Genomic DNA, 19,268 nt, shown 5'->3' with positions numbered 1-19,268 from the left:
GCCGATGGCATCCCAAGGGATGCGGCCTGGGCGGTGGCAACAGCGGTTCCATTGCGCGCCACATCTCGTCAGAAATGCGCCACCCGTCATCGCGGTTTTCATACTGCTTAGCCATTTTCGCCTCCTCAGAAGGAAGCTTGGACGGAAAAATGGCCTAAAAATTCCCCTATGAGAATAGGTTCTAAGTAGTCATGCAAAATTTATCGTGAACTTGCTGCCGAAATCTCCCATCAATGATTGGATTTCATCGAGCAGATCCGTGCCGTTCTTGGCAGCGAAGCGGCGCCAGAAATGCTTGGCATGCTTCCACAGTATTTCGATGCGGTTGAGTTCGGGGCTATAGGGCGGCAGATAGTAAAGGTAAAGTCCGTGCCTTGCCCATTGGCGTCGCTTCTGCTCCATGACCTCGCCTTTGTGTATTCCGGCATTGTCGATCAAGACAATGCGTGGCACCGAGTGCGACTGTGCTGCTACTTGGTCGAAAAAGGCGATCACATCAGCGCGCGTGGTCGGCCGCTGCTGTGTCGCCCAAATTAACTGACCGTCGTGGCGTAGTGCCCCAAGCACGTTCATGCGCTGCCGATGTGCCAGCGGTGCGACTGACCGTGTCTGACCAATCTTGCCCCAGCCGTACTGCACCGGCGGATTCGGGCTGAAACCCGATTCATCGAAATACAGCAGTTCGCACTGCCGCTCACGATCGAGTCGGGCCAGTGCCCCGATCACTTTGCTGGCGTGCTCGAACGCTTCTTGATTTCGCTTTTTTTTAAACTGTAGCGATAGCGCTTGTAAGTGAAATCCATCTCCTTGAGATACCTTACAGCTGTGCTTTCGCTAATAGGCGTGTGATCACGGTCCTGTTCGATGTGGCGCAGCAGCGCGACAACCGTACCGCCCTCGGAATTTGCCAACTCCCCAAGCGCCCGTTGCTGCTGGGCCGTCCACTTCCTCGGACGGCCGGTGTGACGCCCTTCGTAAAGCCCGACCAGACCAAATTTCCCCCAACGCTGACGCCACTGTTCGACGCTGTTTAAATGCACCGTAAACTCATCAGCAGTTTGCTGCAGAGTCAAGCCCTGGCTCAATCGCAAAATCCCTTGGGCCCGCATTCGTGTCCTCGGATGCGGGTGGAAAATTCCCATCTCACGCAGCGTGCGCCGCTCGTCATCGGAGAGCTCCAGATTTTTCATCGCTCAACTCCTACTGCATTGCTAATTCGACTTTGACAGCAAAAATTGAGAGACTACTTAGAACCTGCAGAACTTTCCGCACTTGGCCGCCTGGTTCGAACGTGTGCGGCAGCGCCCGGCGACCGTGCGTGCCTATGCGATTGCAGCGCAGGTCAACAGCGAACCGGTAGTCGATGAGGCGTCCAAACGCATTAGCGATGGTCGGACTGCAGGTGGCTCGACCCGGATATAGACCGGAGCTGAGGACTACGAATCCTAGAAACGACAACGCCCACTTCGATGAGTGGGCGTTGCGTGAACGATGTTCTTGGTGGCCCGGGGCGGAATCGAACCACCGACACAAGGATTTTCAATCCTCTGCTCTACCAACTGAGCTACCAGGCCAAGAGAGGCATGATTATAGCCAGCCGTCGGCGGATCTGCAAGTCCCGGCTGCAACTTTCTTCACCCAGCGTGCAGGCAGCAGCTGAAGTGCGCCCGGGACAAGCCGCTATAATACTTGGCATGACGACCTCCACTTCCTCTACCGCACACTATAGAAGCGACGTCTGCATCGTCGGCAATGGCGCCATCGCCAAGACGGCGGCGCTCGGCTTCGCCCAGGCCGGGCACAGCGTCACCTTGCTGGTCCCGGGCGCCGCCGCGCAGAACAAGAGCCCTGTTGCCATCACAGGCGGCGAACGCCAGTGGGATGTGCGTGTGTACGCGCTCAACCACACGGCGCGCGACCTGCTCGGGTCCTTGAAAGTGTGGGATGCGCTCGATGGGGCCCGCGTGGCGCCGGTCGATGCGATGGCGGTCAATGGCGACGGCAAGAACGGGGGCAGCCTCGGTTTCGATGCCTTTGGCGCCCATGCCGGGGTTCTGGCCTGGATCGTCGAGGACAGCAACCTGAATGGCGCGCTCGACGCCGCCCTGAAATTTGCGCACAAGGTCGAGATCGTCAAGGGCTGCGGCACGCGCCTCACCTGCGGTCCGGATGGCGCGGCCGTGGCGCTGGAAGACGGGCGCCGCATCGACGCCGGCCTGGTGATCGGCGCCGATGGACGCGACTCCTGGGTGCGCGGGCAGTGCGACATCGGAATCGATTACCGTCCCTACCACCAGCGCGCGATCGTCACCAATTTTTCCTGCGAAAAGCCGCACCACGGCGTCGCCCACCAGTGGTTCACTTGCAGCGACGGCATCATCGCGCTGCTGCCGCTGCCGGGCAACCGCGTCTCGCTGGTCTGGTCGGCGCCGGAAACGCTGGCCGCCACCCTGATGGAAGAATCGATGGGCGAACTGGCCGTGCGTCTGTGCGAATACGCGGACGAGGCGCTCGGTACCTTGCGCCCGCTGCAGCCGGAGGCAGTGAAAGCGGTGCCGCTGGCGCTGGTGCGCCCGCATGCATTGATCGCCCCGCACGTGGCCCTGATCGGCGACGCCGCGCACGCCATCCACCCGCTGGCCGGACACGGCATGAACCTGGGTTTCGGCGACATCAGTGACCTGCTGCGCGTGGTGGCCGAGCGCGAGGAACACCGTGGACCCGGCGACGAGCGCGTGCTGGCGCGCTATGCGCGGGCGCGCAAGGAAGATGTGTTGTTAATGCAATTGGCCACCGACGGGCTCGAACGCCTGTTCGGCGCCAACCTCGAACCCTTGCGCGTTGTCCGCAATTTGGGATTAAACTTGCTCGACAAGTTGCCCTTCATTAAGCGTCGCCTCATGGCGCACGCGCTCGGTCAGTAACCCTAAGGAATACATAGTGATGTTGAAAACCAAGATCGCCGTGCTGGCGGCGACCGGCCTGATGGCGTCGTGCGTCGGCGCTCAAAATACGCCCGAAGCGGCCATTCGCAAGAATGTCGAACCACGTCTTGGCGGCGCCAAGATCGACTCGATCACCGAAACGCCCTACGGCGGCTTGTACGAGCTGCGCGTCGGCGGCGACATCCTGTATTCGGACAAGAAGGGCGACTACCTGTTCATCGGCCAGGTCTACGACGCGAAAACCTCGCGCAATATCACGAAGGCCCGCATCGACGACCTGAACAAGATCAAGTTTTCCGATCTGCCGCTGGCCTCCGCGCTCAAGCAGGTAAAGGGCAACGGCAAGCGCGTGATCGCCGTGTTCGAAGACCCGAACTGCGGTTACTGCAAGCGCCTGCGCCAGACCACGCTCAAGGAAATCGACAACGTCACCATCTACACCTTCATGTACAACATCCTGTCCGAGGATTCGTTCACGAAGTCGAAGAACATCTGGTGCGCGCCGGACCGCGTTAAGGCCTGGGACGACTGGATGATCAACAACAAGGTGCCGCCGGCGACGCCTGCCAACTGCGAGAGCCCGAACCAGAAAATTGTGGAATTGGGCCAGAAGCTCAAAATCCAGGGCACGCCGGCGATCTTCTTCACCGACGGCACCCGCATCCCGGGGGCAGTCGACCTGGCGGGCCTGGAAGCGAAGCTGAACTCGATCAAGTAAGCACGTGGCCATGGTCCAGCTGAACATCAACGGGCGCGACATGCAGGTCGACGCCGACCCGGCCACGCCCATCCTGTGGGCGCTGCGCGACAACCTGAATCTGACCGGCACCAAGTTCGGCTGTGGCGCCGCCCTGTGCGGCGCCTGCACCGTGCATCTCGACGGCGCGCCGATCCGCTCTTGCATCACGCCGATCTCGAGCGCGGTCGGTGTCAAGATCACCACCATCGAAGCGATCGGCGAGGATGTGATTGGTCAACGCGTGCAGGACGCCTGGATCCGCCACGACGTGCCGCAGTGCGGTTACTGCCAGAGCGGGCAGGTGATGAGCGCCACCGCGCTGCTGCGGTCGAACAAGCGGCCGAGCGATGCCGACATCGACACCGCCATGAGCGGCAATATCTGCCGCTGCGGCACCTACCAGCGCATCCGCGCCGCGATCAAGGATGCGGCCGCAACCCTGGCCTGAGCTGGGCCTTTGTCCATGAACGCCGTCGGCATCCTGCTGGCGGCGGGACGCGGGCGCCGCTTCGATCCGCAAGGTCGACGCAACAAGCTGCTGCAGCTGCTCCCCACCGGCGAGCCGGTGGTCGTGGCCAGCGCGCGCAATCTGCTATCAACGCTTCCCCGTGTGATCGCTGTCGTACCGCCGCAGGATGGCGGCGTGGCCGATGCCTTGCGCGCGCTCGGCTGCGAGGTTACGCTGTGCGCGAATGCCGACAGCGGCATGGCTGCCTCGCTGGTCCAGGCGATCAGGCACTCGCTGCCGCAGGCGGACGCCTGGCTGGTGGCCTTGGGCGACATGCCGTATGTGGCGGCATCGACACTACGTGCGTTGCTCGATGCGCTGGAGGAGGGCGCCGACATCGCGGCGCCGGTATTCGAGGGGCGGCGCGGCAATCCGGTCGCTTTCGGCGCGGTTCATTTGGAGGCGCTGCTGGCGCTCCAGGGCGAACATGGGGCGCGTGCGCTGCTCAAGTCGGCGCCGGTGGTGGAAGTGGCGGTGAATGATCCCGGCATCCTGCGCGACATCGATACGCCAGCCGACCTCTAGCCCAACAATACTGCCGGTTGTGGGAAAGGACGAATCCGTTACACTACGGGAATCGCCCGACTCCATCGTCATCATGAAAAAAACAGTCCAGAAAAAGCAGCCCGCGATCCACTACACCATCGTTCCGAAAGACCTGGCCGGCCACCTGTTCAACGTGACCGTCACGGTGCCGGCGCCCGCGCCCGACGGCCAGGTGTTCGCGCTGCCGGCGTGGATCCCGGGCAGCTACATGATCCGCGAGTTCGCGCGCAACATCGTGCGCATCCGGGCCGAGTCGAACGGCGCCGCGGTAGCGCTCACGAAACTGGACAAGCATTCGTGGCGGGCGGCGAGCGTCGATGGTCCCCTCACGCTGCATTATGAAATCTATGCCTGGGACCTGTCGGTACGCGCCGCCCATCTCGATCAGAGCCACGGCTTCTTCAACGGCACCAGCGTGTTCCTGCGCGTGCTCGGCCAGGAAGACGATGCGCATGAAGTGGACATCCAGCGCCCGGGCGACCCGCTTGCCAAAACCTGGCGCGTCGCCACCGCGATGAAGGAGCTGGCGGCGAAGCGCTATGGCTTCGGCACCTATGTCGCCGCCAACTACGACGAACTGATCGACCATCCGGTCGAGATGGGCGATTTCGCGCTCGCGACCTTCAAGGCGCACGGCATCGCGCACGACATCGTCATCACCGGCCGCGTGCCGAACCTGGACATGGCGCGCCTGCAGGCCGACCTGAAAGCGATCTGCGAAGCGCAAATCACCTTCTTCGAGCCGCAGACCCACCGCGCGCCGCTGGAGCGCTACGTCTTCATGACGATGGCGGTCGGCGACGGCTACGGCGGCCTGGAACACCGCGCCTCGACGGCCCTGATCTGCGCCCGCGCCGACCTGCCGTGCAGCGCGACGCCACAATCGGGCGAACCGGGCGAGGGCTATCTGAAATTCCTGGGCCTGTGCAGCCACGAGTACTTCCACACCTGGAACGTCAAGCGCATCAAGCCGGCCGTGTTTGCGCCCTACGACCTGCAGGTCGAGAACTACACGCCGCTCCTGTGGCTGTTTGAAGGGTTTACCAGTTACTACGACGACCTGATGCTGGTGCGCGCCGGGATCATCGGCGAGCCCACCTATCTGAAACTGCTCGGCAAAACCGTCGGCAGCGTGCTGCGCGGCAGCGGGCGCCTGAAGCAGAGCGTGGCCGATTCGAGCTTCGACGCCTGGAGCAAGTACTACCGCCAGGACGAGAATTCGCCGAATGCGATCATCAGCTATTACAGCAAGGGTTCGCTGATTGCGCTGGCGTTCGACCTGACGATCCGCGCGAAAACCGGCGGCGCGAAGACGCTGGACGACGTCATGCGCGCGCTGTGGCAGCGCTACGGCCGCGATTTTTATCCCAGCATCGGGCGTGGCGTCACGGAGGCGGAGGTCGAAGCGCTGTTCGACGAAGTCAGCGGTTTAAAGCTGCGCACTTTGTTCGACAAATTCGTGCGCGGTACCGAGGACCTGCCGTTGGCGAAACTGTTCGCACCGTTCGGCATCAAGCTGGTCGACGAGCGCAAGAACGGCAAGGCGTCGCTGGATGCGGGCATCGGCCGCGATCCGCTCGGCGCCAAGCTGAACCAGGTGCACGAAGGCGGCGCGGCGCACGCGGCCGGCCTGTCGGCGCTCGACATCGTGATCGCGATCGACGGCCTGCGCGTGAACGGCAATCCGGCCAATATCGACGCGCTGCTGTCGCGCTACCGCGTGGGCGACAAGGTGACCGTGCACGCTTTCCGCCGCGACGAGTTGATGGCGTTTGACCTGACGCTGCAGGGTGACCGCGTGCCGGGAATTACCCTGTCGCAGGCAGTGGCCGGCAAGAAGTCGTCGGCGCTGCCGCGTCCGAGCGCAGCCTGATTCCTCCGTTGCCGTTTCCCGATCAAAGAAGAGGTGACCATTGAAACAGCTTGCCGCAGCCGTCTTCGCCTTTGCCACCCTCCCGGCACTGGCCCAGCTCCCCGCACCGCTGAAAAGCGACGTGACCACCCGCCTGGACGGCATGTACCCGTGGCTCGACACGGTCTACAAGGACTTGCACGCCCATCCCGAGATCGCCTTCCAGGAAGTGCGCACGGCGGGCAAGCTGGCCGCCGAGATGCGCAAACTCGGTTTCCAGGTGACGGAAAAGGTCGGCAAGACCGGTGTGGTCGCGGTCTACAAGAATGGCGCCGGCCCGACGGTGCTGGTAAGGACCGAGCTCGATGGCTTGCCGATGGAAGAGAAGACCGGCTTGCCCTACGCCAGCCGCGCAAAAGCGACGAGCGACGGGCGCGAGAGTTTCGTCACCCACAGCTGCGGCCACGATATCCACATGGCCAGCTGGCTGGGCGCCGCCCGCACGCTCGTCGAGTTGAAAGCGCAGTGGAAGGGCACCCTCGTCTTCATCGGCCAGCCGGCCGAGGAAACCGTGTCCGGCGCCAAGGCGATGCTCGATGATGGCCTGTTTAAACGCTTCCCGAAACCGGACTACGCGTTCGCGCTGCATTCCTGGCCGCTGGCGCACGGCACGGTTGGCTACAACACGGGCGCGGTGTCGTCGAACTCGGACGCCATCGAGATCGTCTTCAAGGGACGCGGCGGCCATGGCTCGGCGCCCGATAAATCGGTCGACCCGATCACGATCGCCGCACGCTTTGTGGTCGACGTGCAGACGGTCGTCTCGCGCGAGAAAGACCCGAAGGAATTCGGTGTGGTGACCATCGGCGCGATCCAGGGCGGCACGGTCGGCAACATCATCCCGGACAGCGTGCAGGTGCGCGGCACCATCCGCTCGTACAGCCCGGCCGTACGCGCCAAGCTGCTGGACGGCGTGCGCCGCGTGGCGCTGGCGTCAAGCGCGATGGCGGGTGCGCCGGCGCCGGACGTGCAGCTGATCAGTGGCGGCGCCGCGATCGTCAACAGCGAAGCGCTGGTGACAAAGACCGAAGCCGTCTTCAAGGACGCTTTCGGCGACGCCAACGCCCAGCGCATGCCGGCCATGACGGCGAGCGAAGATTTCTCCCAATACGTGAACCAGGGCGTGCCCTCGATGTTCTTCTTCACGGGCGTGTATGACCCGAAGATGCTGGCCGACGCGGAACGTGAAGGCGGCAAGCCGATCGCCTTCAATCATTCTCCGTTCTACGCGCCGGTGCCGGAGCCGTCGATCAAGACCGCGGCGCAGGCGATGAGCCTGGCGGTACTGAACGTCCTCAGCCGCTGAGGTCTCGTCGGACATCATTCCAATGAATGCCGTCACTGGGGCCCGGCCAGACTGCGCAGCTGAAACCGGTACTGGTGATCGAACAAAAACGTCTCCGAAAACGTCAGCGCCCGCGTATTCGTGAACAGCAGGTTCGCCGGCCGCGGCAAGCGTCCGCTACGCCGCATCGAGGCCACGGCCACCTTCGATGCATCCGGATCGCGCGAGCGCTGCACCGCCACCTCCTGCAACTCCCCATCCTCGCCCACGGTGATGTTGACCACCACGATTGCCGGCAGCATCGGCGGCAATGGTCCGCTGAAGGTCTGGCCGCTGTTGGCAAGCATGACGTGCCGGGCCACCTCGGCCTTGTAGGCATCGAGCGAGCGCGAAGGCGGCGCGACAGGAGCGGCAGTTGTTGGCGTAGGCAGAAGGGCGGCGACAATGCGCTTGGCCGTGGAAGCGACGGGCTGGACCGTGCTGCATCCGCCCAGGGCTGCCAGTAGTAAAAGGAGGAGAGCCGAGGTGCGGATGGAAGTGAACATATCAGTCGAATAATCGTCGAAGTTCGGTGCCAGGGCTTGACGCGCGCATGAACGCTTCGCCCACCAGGAACGCGTGCACGTTCGCCTCGCGCATGCGTCGTACGTCGTCCGGCACCATGATGCCCGATTCGGTCACCACCAGGCGTTCTGTCGGAATACGCGGCAGCAGGCCGAGCGTCGTCTCGAGCGAAACGTCGAAGGTGCGCAGGTTGCGGTTATTGATGCCCACCAGCGGCGTTTTCAAGCTCAAGGCCGCGGTTAACTCATCACCGTCATGTACTTCGACCAGCACATCCATACCAAGTTCCATGGCACAGGCTTCCAGTTCCGCCATCAGGCCGTGATCGAGCGCCGAGACGATCAACAGGATCGCATCGGCCCCCATCGCGCGTGCTTCGTACACTTGGTACATGTCGACAATAAAATCTTTGCGGATCACCGGCAGTTCGACGGCCGCGCGCGCTTGGCGCAGGTAATCGACGCTACCCTGGAAAAAGTTCACGTCGGTCAATACCGACAGGCAGGCGGCGCCGCCCTCGGCATAGCTTTCGGCGATGTTCGCGGGATGGAAGTCCGGGCGCAGCACGCCTTTCGACGGCGAAGCCTTCTTGACTTCGGCGATCACGCCGGCGCGGCCCGCGGCGATGGTCTTGCGCAGGCTCGCTTCGAAGCCCCGGATATCGGCGCGCAGTGCGCTATCTCCCTCGACTTCGCGGCGCAGGCTGGCCAGGTCGCGGTATTTTTTGGCGGCCGCCACTTCATCGGCTTTGACGGCGAGGATTTTATTCAGGATGTCGGACATTCTTGTAATCCTTTACGCGCGGGCGCTCAGCTGGCGCGTGACCTGGACGAATTGTTCGAGCTTGGCCGTGGCCGCGCCGGATGCGATTGTCGCACGCGCCTTCGCCAGACCGTCCTCGATCGAGGCAGCTACCCCGGCTGCATACAGTGCGGTGCCGGCGTTCAGCGCCACGATGTCGGTGGCCGGTCCCGGCTCGCCGCGCAGCGCCTCCATGACGCGCACTTTCGACTCTTCTGTGTTCGCCACCTTCAAATTGCGGCTGGCGATCATTGGCAGGCCGAAGTCTTCCGGGTGGATTTCGTATTCGCGGATCTCGCCGTTCACCAGTTCGCCGACCAGCGTGCCCGCGCCGAGCGAGACCTCGTCCATGTTGTCGCGGCCCCAGACGACCATCGCATGCTGGGCGCCGAGGCGCTGCAGCACGCGCACCTGGATGCCGACCAGGTCCGGATGGAACACGCCCATCAGGATGTTCGGCGCGCCGGCCGGATTGGTCAGCGGCCCGAGGATGTTGAAGATGCTGCGTACGCCCAGTTCGCGCCGCACCGGCGCGACGTGTTTCATGGCCGCATGGTGGTTTGGCGCGAACATGAAGCCGATGCCGGTCTGCGCGATCGATTGCGCGATCTGCTCGGGTGTCAGGTCGATCTGGGCGCCGAGCGCTTCGATCAGGTCCGCGCTGCCCGACGACGAGGACACGCTGCGCCCACCGTGCTTGGCCACGCGCGCGCCGGCGGCGGCGGCCACGAACATCGAGGCGCTCGAAATATTGAAGGTGTTCGCGCCGTCGCCGCCGGTGCCGACGATGTCGAGCAGATTCGTGGTGTCGGCCATCGGCACCTTGGTCGAAAATTCGCGCATCACTTGCGCGGCTGCCGTGATCTCGCCGATGGTTTCCTTCTTCACGCGCAGGCCCATGGTGAGGGCCGCGACCATCGTCGGCGACATCTCGCCCGACATGATCTGGCGGAACAGGTGCAGCATCTCGTCGTGGAAGATTTCGCGGTGTTCGATACAGCGCAGCAGCGCTTCTTGTGGGGTGATCGGCATGGACGTTCCAGTAGCAAGTGTTGAGAGACCGCGCCGAATGAACCGACGCGGCAGGCGCTTAGCCTTCGAGGAAGTTCTTGAACAGCGCGTGACCGTGTTCCGACAGGATCGACTCAGGGTGGAACTGTACCCCCTGGATGTCGAACTCCTTGTGGCGCACGCCCATGATTTCGCCGTCGTCGGTCCAGGCGGTCACTTCCAGACAGGCAGGCAGCGAGGCGCGCTCGATCGCCAGCGAGTGGTAGCGGATCACGGTAAACGGACTCGGCAAGCCTTTGAAGACGCCGACGCCGGTGTGCGCGATCAGCGAGGTCTTGCCGTGCATGACCTGCTTGGCGCGCACGATCTTGCCGCCAAAGGCTTCGCCGATGGCCTGGTGGCCGAGGCAGACGCCGAGGATCGGCAGCTTGCCCTGAAATTGTTTGAGCACGTCGACCGAGATGCCGGCGTCGACCGGGGCTTTCGGACCCGGCGAAATGCAGATGCGGTCAAGCTCCATCGCACCGATATCGTCGAGCGAGATCTCGTCGTTGCGCACCGTGCGCACCTCTTCACCCAGCTCGCCGAAATACTGGACGATGTTGTAGGTGAAGGAATCGTAGTTGTCGATCATGAGCAGCATGCTAGAACTCCCCATCCAGTCCGTCTTGCACTCCCTCGGCCGCGCGCAACACGGCGCGCGCCTTGGCTTCGGTTTCCTGCCATTCCATTTCGGGGATCGAGTCGGCGACGATGCCGGCCGCCGCCTGCACGTACAGGTTGCCGTCCTTGATCACACCGGTGCGGATCGCGATCGCCACGTCCATCTCGCCACCAAAGGAGAGATAGCCGCACGCGCCGCCGTAGATGCCGCGCTTCGTCAGCTCCAGCTCATCGATGACTTCCATGGCCCGCACTTTCGGCGCGCCAGTGAGCGTCCCGGCCGGGAAGGTCGCGCGCAGCACGTCCAGGTTCGACATGCCTTTCTTCAAAGCGCCTTCGACGTTCGAGACGATGTGCTGCACGTGCGAGTATTTTTCGATGACCATGCGGTCGGTGACTTTCACGCTGCCGGTATCGGCGATACGGCCGATGTCGTTGCGCGCCAGGTCGATCAGCATCACGTGCTCGGCGATTTCCTTTGGGTCGGCCAACAGTTCGGCTGCCAGTTCGGCATCGCGTTCCGGGGTCGAGCCGCGCGGACGGGTGCCGGCGATCGGGCGCAGCGTGACTTTCCGTTCGCCCGCGGGCGAGGTCTCGTTGCGCACCAAAATTTCGGGCGAGGCGCCTACGATCTGCATGTCGCCGAAATTGTAGTAATACATGTACGGCGAGGGATTGAGCGAACGGAGCGAGCGGTACAGCGACAGCGGCGAATCGACATACGGCATGCGGATGCGCTGGCCGATCTGCACCTGCATCAGGTCGCCGCCCATCACGTATTCGTGGGCCTTGGCCACGGCCGCCAGGTAGTCTTCCTTGCTGAATTCGCGCACCGCTTCGGTCCGCACCGAGGCGGTCGTCACCGGCGCATCGACGCTACGGCGCAGCATGACGCGCAAGTCTTTCAGGCGCTGACGGGCTTTCGAAAACGATTCCGGTTGCGACGTATCGGCATATACGATCAAGTACAGCTTGCCCGACAGGTTGTCGATGACGGCCAGTTCTTCCGTCACCATCAGTTGGATGTCGGGCAGGCCGAGCGTGTCTTTCGGGGCCTTGCCGGCCAGCTTGCGCTCGATGTGGCGCACCGTGTCGTAGCCGAAGTAGCCGGCAAGACCCCCGCAGAAACGCGGCATGCCCGGACGCAGCGCCACCTTGAAGCGCGATTGGTAGGCTTCGATGAAGTCGAGCGGATTGCCCTCGTGGGTCTCGACCACGACGCCATTCGTGACGATCTCGGTCACGTTGCCGCTGCTGCGCAGGAGCGTCTTCGCAGGCAGGCCGATGAAGGAATAGCGGCCGAAGCGCTCGCCGCCGACGACCGATTCGAGCAGGAAGGTGTTCTTGCCGGTGTTTTGCGACTGCGCGAGTTTCAGGTACAGGGTCAGCGGCGTTTCGAGATCGGCAAAAGCTTCGGCGATCAGCGGAATGCGGTTATAGCCCTGGTTGGCCAGCGATTTGAATTCGAGTTCGGTCATGTTCTTCTCCGGGCCGCCGCGTTTGAAGTGGAGGGTGGGCGGCGGTAGTGTCAAAAACCTGCCGGATGCGTGTGCAGCCGGCAGCAATCAATGCGGGTCTAGTTGGCCCAGGATTGCCAGCGTCGCCACAGCCAGGCCTCGAGGGCGCCGGTCTGGTTAACGGAGTGTTTTTTCGTGAAGAACATGTATATATGAGTTAGTTTTCGTTGCTGTTGTGCGCACGAACAAGCTCGGCTGCATCCAGTAGCGAATTAACTATACCATCGCTATCGATGTCTTGCACAGGCCTCCCGTGGTTATAACCATATGGCACCGTGAGCACGAAGCAACGCGCGGCGCGCGCCGCTTCGGCATCGTTCGAGGAGTCGCCGATGGCGACCACTTGCGGCGGCGCCAGGTCGAAATCCGCGCACACCTGCAGCAAGGGCAGGGGATCGGGCTTTTTGCGCGGCAGCGAGTCGCCACCGTAGACCAGCTCGAAGAAGGGCGCGAGTCCCTTTTGCGCCAGCAGCGGCGTGGCAAACGCGATCGGCTTGTTCGTCACGCAGGCCAGCCGCAGGCCCATGTCGCGCATGGCCTGCAAGCCTTCGATCACGCCCTCGTACAGCACGCTGCGTTCGCCATTGATGGCGAGGTAATGGCGCTGGTAGGCGGCCATCGCCTCCTCAAAACAGGCATCGATGCGCGCGCTGTCGTAGTCGAGCGCGAGCACGTCGCGGATCAGCTTTTCCGAACCCTTGCCGACCATCGGCGTGATGATCGCCTGCGTGATCGGCGCGAGACGAAAATCGGCGCGCATGCCGTTCAGTGCCAGTTCAAAGTCGGGCACGGTGTCGAGCATCGTGCCGTCGAGATCGATGATGGCGGCCCGAATGGCCGCGGCGCCGGCGCGCATCCTTATTTCCCGACCGTGGCCAGTTCGGCGCGCATGGCGTCGATCACGGCCTTGTAGTCGGGCTTGCCGAAGATGGCCGAACCGGCGACGAAGGTGTCGGCGCCGGCAGCGGCCGCCGCGGCGATGTTCTCGGCCTTGATGCCGCCATCGACTTCCAGCATGATGTCGCGGCCCGATTCGTCGATCAGGCGGCGCGCGATCGCGATCTTTTTCAGGGCCTCAGGGATGAAGGACTGGCCGCCGAAGCCCGGGTTGACCGACATAATCAGGATCATGTCGATCTTGTCCATCACGTGCTCGAGGTAGTGCATCGGCGTGCCCGGGTTGAACACCAGGCCGGCCTTGCAGCCGTGGTCGCGGATCAGCTGCAGCGTACGGTCGATGTGCTCGGACGCTTCCGGGTGGAAGGTGATGATGTTGGCGCCGGCTTTCGCGAAGTCGGGAATGATGCGGTCGACCGGTTTGACCATCAGGTGGACGTCGATCGGCACGGCTACGTGCGGGCGGATCGCCTGGCAGACCAGCGGGCCGATGGTCAGGTTCGGCACGTAATGGTTGTCCATCACGTCGAAGTGGATGATGTCGGCGCCTGCCTCGACGACGTTGCGGACTTCTTCGCCCAGGCGGGCGAAATCGGCGGACAGGATGCTGGGAGCGATGCGGTAGGTGGTCATGGGATGGCCGTGCAGTTGTGAACAGCCGCTATTTTACGCCGAGCTGCTTCCTATGGTGCGCAACCCCGATTCGCGCCGCGCGGTATCATGTCCCTTTGCGCACATGCGTCTCCACCAGGAGCGTCTAACAATACCCGCAGGGCAAGGTGCATCGTCGAAGACAGTACGTGAGTACGGCGAGACGAATGCAACGCCGCCCTGCGGGTATTGTTCGATGCTCTCAATAAGAAAGAAGGAAGCCCGTGGCAACCTACGATTTGAGCGTTACCGTCCGTACCAAATACCTGCCCGAGCAAAGCAGGCCGGAGCGCGACGAGTATTTGTTTTCCTATACGATCACGATCCGCAATACCGGCGAAGTACCGGCCCAGCTGATTTCGCGCCATTGGGTCATCACCGACGCCAACAACCGGGTGCAGGAAGTGGCCGGTCTGGGCGTGGTTGGGCACCAGCCGCTGCTCAAACCAGGCGAACAGTTCGAATACGCGAGCGGCACCCCACTGGCCACGCCACAGGGCTCGATGCACGGCGAATACTTCTGCGTGGCCGAGGACGGCCACCGCTTCGAAGTCAAGATTCCGGAGTTCGTGCTGACGCTGCCGAGCATGCTGCACTGATATTTACTGCTCGCGCGGCGGCTCGGGCGGCTGCTCGGACGGCGCCGCGTTCTCCTCGCGCAGGGGCCGTTTGCGCTCTTCGGGACGGCCATGGAACATCGTCCACCAGACGATCAACACGAGCAGGAACAGCGCGACGCCCGCTTCCAACATCAAGATCCACATAGACTGTCCTTATGCAAACGATACGCCGCAGTGTACCTTCTTCGCTTGCGCTCGTCGCCCTCCTGCTGGCCGCCTGCGGCACGCCGCCGCCCGCGCCACCAGTCAAGCCCCAGCCGGTCCCCCAGCCACCTGCGCAGCCACAACCGCATCCACAAGCGCAGCCCGACATCGTGATGCCGCCGCCGGTCGGCCCGGTCGGCATCCCTGCCGACTTGCCGAAGCCGCCGCCAGTGCCGCCAATGACCCCGGTCTCGTTCGAATCGCTGCCCGGCTGGCAGCAGGACGACCTGCGCCAGGCCTGGCCTGCGTTCATGGCCTCGTGCCGTGTGCTGGCGAAAAAGCCGCAGTGGACGGCGCCATGCGGCGCGGCAGCGGGCGTCGATACTGGTGATAACGCCGCCATCCGCCGCTATTTCGAAACGTACTTCGTGCCGCACCGGATGCGCATGCCCGACGGCGCCGATACGGGCCTCATCACCGGCTATTACGAGCCGATGCTGCGCGGTGCCCGCAAGCGTGGCGGCGCGTTCCAGACGCCGCTGTACCGGGTGCCCGACGACCTTGTCACGGTCGACCTGGCCGGCGTTTATCCCAGCCTGAAGAACATGCGCCTGCGCGGGCGCCTGGTCGGCAAGACCGTGGTCCCGTACAGCAGCCGCGCCGAGATCGAGCGCGCGCCCCTGAACGGCAAGGAACTGGTCTGGGTCGACGATCCGGTCGAAGCCTTTTTCCTCGAGGTGCAGGGCTCGGGCCGCGTGCGCATCGACGACACCGGCGAGACGGTACGTATCGCGTTCGCCGACCAGAACGGCCATCCCTATAAAGTGATCGGTCGCTGGCTGGTGGAGCAGGGCCAGCTGCCGGCCGACGGCGTGTCGGCGCAGAGCATCAAGGCCTGGATTGCGTCCAATCCGCAGCGGCGCCAGGAACTCCTGAACGCCAACCCAAGCACTATCTTCTTCCGCGAAGAGCGTTTGCCGGATCCGGCAATCGGGCCAAAAGGCGCGCTCGGCGTGCCCTTGACGCCGGAGCGTTCTGTGGCGGTCGACCCGCAGCAGGTGCCGCTGGGCGCGCCCCTGTTCCTGGCGACCACGCATCCGGTTACAAGCGCACCGATCCAGCGCCTGATGATGGCGCAGGATACGGGCGGCGCGATCCGCGGGGCGGTGCGCGCAGACTTCTTCTTCGGCTTCGGCGGCAATGCGGCCGAGTATGCGGGACGCATGAAGCAGCGCGGTTCGACATGGGTGCTGCTGCCTAAATAGTGCAACAAAGTTGCGTGGGGAGTCGGTTTCGCGTAGGGTTGCGGTGTTTCTGATTTGCAATATCTCGCCAGCGCTCTTGCCGGCGCTGGCGTATAGACTGGATAAGCCCTGCCCCTTCGTTCCCTTCTTGCCGCAGCGCTTGCGGCCGTGCTGGCCGCTGCTGCCGGCGGCGCCACTGCCGGTACGCCCTGCGAGGGCCGTGCCCAGGAGCCTGACGTCGCGCGCCTGAGCCTGGAAATGGCCGACGCCACCCGCGCCGCTCTCGACAAGATCGACGACGAGGTAGTGCTGATCGCCCGCATCGGCCAGGACCTCTCCACCTACCGGCTGACGTATTCGCATATGGCATTCGCCGTGCGCGCGCATCCGGCCGGCGCATGGTCGGTCGTCCACAAACTCAATACCTGCGGCACGGCCACTTCGGCGCTGTATGACGAAGGGCTGATCAACTTCTTTTCCGATTCTCCGTTTCGCTACCAGGCCGGCATCTGGCGCCTGGCGCCCGAGGCGCAGGGGTGCCTCAAGAAGGCGCTGCTGGGCAAGAAGGCCAGGGATTACCTCGAACCGCATTACAGCCTGGTCGCCTATCCGTTCAGTACCCGTTACCATAACTCGAATGGCTGGGCGCTCGAGATGCTCGCCTTTGCACTTGCGCCGGAGGACGAGGCGAATACCCGCGCTACTGCGCAAGCCTGGCTGAAAGCGAGCGCCTACCTGCCCACGGAACTCGACCTGGGCACGATGACCCGTCTCGGCGCGCGCGTCAGCAAGGTGAATATCGCTTTCGACGACCATCCGTCCGACATGCGCTGGAGCGGCCGTATCCAGACCGTGACCGTCGACTCGGTCATCACCTGGCTGCGCACGCGGCCCAAGGGTTGCCGGGCGATCGGGTGTCCGGAGATCCGCGTCGCGCTGCCGTAAGCCCAATTTCTCTCGCCACTCCGGCACCCATTACAGGAAATTCATGCGTTCACAGTCTCTCGTTGCAGTCACCCTCGCCCTCGCGCTGTCCCTTCCGGCCTCGGCCGGGGAAGTAAAAAGCCCGCTTGACGCCAGCATCATGGGCTCGTTCGTGGTCGTCGTGGCGCCGCTCGTGCTGTCATTCATTGGCGGGGGGGCGCTCTCCGAGGCGGTTTCGTCCGAGCGCATGGAGCGCAACAAGCGCTGGGAAGTCACGGATGTCCGGCCGCAAGGCGGCAAGACCGCGCTCGTGCTGCGCAGCGGGGACAAGGACATGAAGATCGATATGGCCGTGGCAACAGCTGCCGCGCGTGCGCAGCACCTGCAGGTGCGCGATCAGCTCGACATCGAGCCTATCGGCCAGACGGGATATACGGTCAAGAAGGGGCAAACGACGATTGGCGTGCTGGCCCGGCCCGACAACGGCATGGTGCACTCGACGCCGCGGCCCTGAGGTCCTGTCAATCGTTCACATGACGCAGGCGGCTTCCGGCCACCGCTGCCACCTCCAGCACAAGCGCGCCGGCTGCAACGCACACCAGCGCGCTACGCACGCTGAATCGCTCGGCCAATGCACCAGACCAGCGGCACGCTCGCCAGCGCGGTGGCGACCATCGCATCGCTCCACATCATGATCGGCAGACGCCGGCAACGGTCGAGCAGCACACCCGAGGGCAGGCCGAACAGCAGGAAGGGCAGGGATGATACCTTTCCCAGCCGTGGAGGCGCTACAATCGCGGCACTGATAATCCCTTATATAGAGGTGTCCCATGGAATACGCTGACCTGCTGATCGAACACCACGGCAAGGTGGCCGTGATTCGCCTGAACCGCCCGAAGGCGATGAACGCGCTGAACGACAACATGATGAACGAGCTGGGCGACGCCTTGTACAAGTTCGATGCCGACCCAGGCATCAATGTCATTGTCCTGACGGGCAGCGAAAAAGTCTTCGCAGCGGGCGCCGACATCGCGGCCATGGCCAACTACACCTATGCCGACACCTATCCGGGCAATTACATCGGCCGTAACTGGGAACACATCCTGAACGTGCGCAAACCGGTGATCGGCGTCGTCGCCGGCTACGCCCTGGGCGGCGGCTGCGAACTGGCGATGATGTGCGACTTCCTGATCGCCGCCGACAGCGCGAAGTTCGGCCAGCCTGAAATCAAGGTCGGCGTGATCCCGGGTGCGGGCGGTACCCAGCGCCTGCCGCGCACGATCGGTAAAGCCAAAGCGATGGACATGCTGCTGACCTCGCGCATGATCGACGCGGCGGAAGCGGAACGCACCGGGCTGGTGTCGCGCATCTTCCCGGCCGAGAGGCTGATGGAAGAGGCCCTGGCCGTGGCGAACACCATTGCCGAGATGCCGGTCTCGGTCGCCATGGCGATCAAGGATTCGGTCAACCGTGCGTTCGAGACGACGCTGACCGAGGGCGTGCGTTACGAGCGCCGCTTCTTCCACGCCGCTTTCGGTACGCCGGCGCAGAAGGAAGGGATGTCGGCATTCCTGGCCAAGCGCAAGGCGAACTTCGAAGGGATGTAACCCGCCTCGTCAGCGACGATCCGGCCAAGGCAGTCGGCGCGGCGCGGCCTGAGGACTGCATGGCAGTCCAGCTGCAGCGCCTGTGGGGAAAGCCGGAGCGACAGTATGCGTCCTGACCAATTCACTCGAGGCCACCGACGTGGCGGCCGTCCACGCCGGCTATGCGAAATGGCGGCGCGACCTGCTGGCAACGGGCGTCTCCCTGTTCGAACTGCGCCGCAGCTGGGGCGCCAGCCTTCCCGAAACCGGCCGCGGCCGATTCGGCAGTTCCGCATCGAGCCTGCACGCGAAAACCTTCGGCGTGGATGGCCGCAGCGTCTTTGTCGCTCATTCAATATGGACCAGCGTTCGATCGATCTGAATTGAACGCGCCGACGGGAAAACCGTGCGTCACGACCAGGAACCGGGGGCCGGGATGTGGAAGCGAGTGGGGGTGTGGATCCTGACTTTCCTGCCGATCGACTGGCTATTGTAGAAAGTCCCGAAAGGGTCTTGCCAACCTCGTCCTCGGTTTGCTATAGTTCGCCTCCTGTTGAAAACGACAACGTAATCAAGTAGTTGACGTGGAAACAGGAACCGCAGACTCTGCGGTGTAGCAAAAAAGAGGTTGACGAGAATCATGGAATGCTTCATACTCTTCTTCCTCTGCTGCTGACGAACAAAACGATTCGCAAGCGCAGCAAGGCAGTG

22 protein-coding genes and 1 tRNA gene are annotated in these 19,268 nt (G+C 63.4%); 12 read left to right on the top strand and 11 right to left on the bottom strand.

Annotated features, from left to right (window positions below; all coding sequences use genetic code 11):
- Positions 1-189: 189 nt before the first annotated feature.
- The 3 genes from ACHAC9_RS23550 to ACHAC9_RS23540 form a co-directional block, all read right to left on the bottom strand.
- Positions 190-726 carry an IS630 family transposase gene (locus ACHAC9_RS23550; protein WP_435764062.1) on the bottom strand — a complete coding sequence of 179 codons (537 nt, stop codon included), beginning with the start codon at positions 724-726 and terminating at the stop codon, positions 190-192.
- Positions 723-1,190, bottom strand: coding sequence for a helix-turn-helix domain-containing protein (locus ACHAC9_RS23545; RefSeq protein ID WP_435764060.1), 468 nt, complete (start codon positions 1,188-1,190; stop codon positions 723-725). The genes ACHAC9_RS23550 and ACHAC9_RS23545 overlap by 4 nt, the downstream gene beginning before the upstream one ends.
- A 308-nt stretch (positions 1,191-1,498) precedes the next feature.
- Positions 1,499-1,574, bottom strand: a tRNA-Phe gene (locus ACHAC9_RS23540).
- 120 nt (positions 1,575-1,694) lie between these two features.
- Here ACHAC9_RS23540 and ACHAC9_RS23535 point away from each other — a divergent pair.
- The 6 genes from ACHAC9_RS23535 (at position 1,695) to ACHAC9_RS23510 (ending at position 7,956) form a co-directional block, all read left to right on the top strand.
- Complete coding sequence (locus tag ACHAC9_RS23535) at positions 1,695-2,924, top strand: FAD-dependent monooxygenase (RefSeq protein ID WP_435764058.1); 1,230 nt, start codon at positions 1,695-1,697, stop codon at positions 2,922-2,924.
- Between the two features lie 19 nt (positions 2,925-2,943).
- Positions 2,944-3,663 carry a DsbC family protein gene (locus tag ACHAC9_RS23530; protein ID WP_435764064.1) on the top strand — a complete coding sequence of 240 codons (720 nt, stop codon included), beginning with the start codon at positions 2,944-2,946 and terminating at the stop codon, positions 3,661-3,663.
- A gap of 10 nt (positions 3,664-3,673) precedes the next feature.
- Positions 3,674-4,132 (top strand): (2Fe-2S)-binding protein, encoded by a 459-nt coding sequence (locus tag ACHAC9_RS23525; RefSeq protein WP_435764056.1) that lies wholly within the window; start codon positions 3,674-3,676, stop codon positions 4,130-4,132.
- Positions 4,133-4,147: 15 nt separating this feature from the next.
- Positions 4,148-4,717: a nucleotidyltransferase family protein gene (locus ACHAC9_RS23520; protein WP_435764054.1), complete on the top strand. Its 570-nt coding sequence runs from the start codon at positions 4,148-4,150 to the stop codon at positions 4,715-4,717.
- Positions 4,718-4,790: 73 nt separating this feature from the next.
- Positions 4,791-6,611 (top strand): M61 family metallopeptidase, encoded by a 1,821-nt coding sequence (locus tag ACHAC9_RS23515; RefSeq protein WP_435764052.1) that lies wholly within the window; start codon positions 4,791-4,793, stop codon positions 6,609-6,611.
- Positions 6,612-6,651: 40 nt separating this feature from the next.
- Positions 6,652-7,956, top strand: coding sequence for an amidohydrolase (locus ACHAC9_RS23510; protein ID WP_435764050.1), 1,305 nt, complete (start codon positions 6,652-6,654; stop codon positions 7,954-7,956).
- Positions 7,957-7,988: 32 nt separating this feature from the next.
- Here ACHAC9_RS23510 and ACHAC9_RS23505 read toward each other — a convergent pair whose 3' ends face one another.
- The 7 genes from ACHAC9_RS23505 to rpe all read right to left on the bottom strand — a co-directional run bounded on the left by ACHAC9_RS23505 (position 7,989) and on the right by rpe (position 14,021).
- Positions 7,989-8,480, bottom strand: coding sequence for a hypothetical protein (locus tag ACHAC9_RS23505; RefSeq protein ID WP_435764048.1), 492 nt, complete (start codon positions 8,478-8,480; stop codon positions 7,989-7,991).
- 1 nt (position 8,481) lies between these two features.
- Entirely contained in the window at positions 8,482-9,282 is an 801-nt protein-coding gene (trpC, locus tag ACHAC9_RS23500) for an indole-3-glycerol phosphate synthase TrpC (protein ID WP_435764046.1), read from the bottom strand.
- Positions 9,283-9,294: 12 nt separating this feature from the next.
- Complete coding sequence (gene trpD / locus ACHAC9_RS23495; protein WP_435764044.1) at positions 9,295-10,332, bottom strand: anthranilate phosphoribosyltransferase; 1,038 nt, start codon at positions 10,330-10,332, stop codon at positions 9,295-9,297.
- A gap of 58 nt (positions 10,333-10,390) precedes the next feature.
- Positions 10,391-10,954, bottom strand: a complete 564-nt coding sequence (locus tag ACHAC9_RS23490) for an anthranilate synthase component II (protein ID WP_435764042.1) — start codon at positions 10,952-10,954, stop codon at positions 10,391-10,393.
- Position 10,955: 1 nt separating this feature from the next.
- A complete protein-coding gene (trpE, locus tag ACHAC9_RS23485; protein ID WP_435764040.1) occupies positions 10,956-12,452 on the bottom strand; it encodes an anthranilate synthase component I in 1,497 nt (498 codons plus the stop codon).
- A gap of 196 nt (positions 12,453-12,648) precedes the next feature.
- Complete coding sequence (locus tag ACHAC9_RS23480; protein WP_435764038.1) at positions 12,649-13,347, bottom strand: phosphoglycolate phosphatase; 699 nt, start codon at positions 13,345-13,347, stop codon at positions 12,649-12,651.
- A 2-nt stretch (positions 13,348-13,349) separates the two neighbouring features.
- Positions 13,350-14,021 carry a ribulose-phosphate 3-epimerase gene (rpe, locus tag ACHAC9_RS23475; protein WP_435764036.1) on the bottom strand — a complete coding sequence of 224 codons (672 nt, stop codon included), beginning with the start codon at positions 14,019-14,021 and terminating at the stop codon, positions 13,350-13,352.
- Positions 14,022-14,263: 242 nt separating this feature from the next.
- Here rpe and apaG point away from each other — a divergent pair, with 242 nt between their 5' ends.
- The gene (gene apaG, locus ACHAC9_RS23470; protein ID WP_435764034.1) at positions 14,264-14,638 is read left to right on the top strand and encodes a Co2+/Mg2+ efflux protein ApaG; all 375 of its coding nucleotides are present in this window, start codon (positions 14,264-14,266) and stop codon (positions 14,636-14,638) included.
- Positions 14,639-14,641: 3 nt separating this feature from the next.
- Here the strand turns inward: apaG and ACHAC9_RS23465 are convergent, their stop codons facing one another.
- A complete protein-coding gene (locus tag ACHAC9_RS23465) occupies positions 14,642-14,803 on the bottom strand; it encodes a hypothetical protein (protein ID WP_435764032.1) in 162 nt (53 codons plus the stop codon).
- Positions 14,804-14,814: 11 nt separating this feature from the next.
- On the opposite strand from ACHAC9_RS23465, the gene mltA reads away from it, so the two are divergent.
- From mltA to ACHAC9_RS23440, 5 genes are all read left to right on the top strand, one after another.
- Positions 14,815-16,068 (top strand): murein transglycosylase A, encoded by a 1,254-nt coding sequence (gene mltA / locus ACHAC9_RS23460; RefSeq protein WP_435764030.1) that lies wholly within the window; start codon positions 14,815-14,817, stop codon positions 16,066-16,068.
- A gap of 147 nt (positions 16,069-16,215) precedes the next feature.
- Positions 16,216-16,992, top strand: a complete 777-nt coding sequence (locus ACHAC9_RS23455) for a DUF2145 domain-containing protein (RefSeq protein ID WP_435764028.1) — start codon at positions 16,216-16,218, stop codon at positions 16,990-16,992.
- A 43-nt stretch (positions 16,993-17,035) separates the two neighbouring features.
- Positions 17,036-17,485 carry a hypothetical protein gene (locus ACHAC9_RS23450; RefSeq protein ID WP_435764026.1) on the top strand — a complete coding sequence of 150 codons (450 nt, stop codon included), beginning with the start codon at positions 17,036-17,038 and terminating at the stop codon, positions 17,483-17,485.
- A gap of 316 nt (positions 17,486-17,801) precedes the next feature.
- Entirely contained in the window at positions 17,802-18,578 is a 777-nt protein-coding gene (locus ACHAC9_RS23445) for an enoyl-CoA hydratase (RefSeq protein WP_435764024.1), read from the top strand.
- 82 nt (positions 18,579-18,660) lie between these two features.
- A complete protein-coding gene (locus tag ACHAC9_RS23440) occupies positions 18,661-18,939 on the top strand; it encodes a hypothetical protein (protein ID WP_435764022.1) in 279 nt (92 codons plus the stop codon).
- Positions 18,940-19,268 lie beyond the last annotated feature (329 nt).

It is taken from the genome of Massilia sp. CMS3.1 (assembly GCF_051262535.1).
GTDB lineage: Bacteria > Pseudomonadota > Gammaproteobacteria > Burkholderiales > Burkholderiaceae_D > Telluria.
The sequence above is the reverse complement of the archived record's forward strand: the minus strand, read 5'-3'. Positions and strand labels throughout refer to the sequence as shown.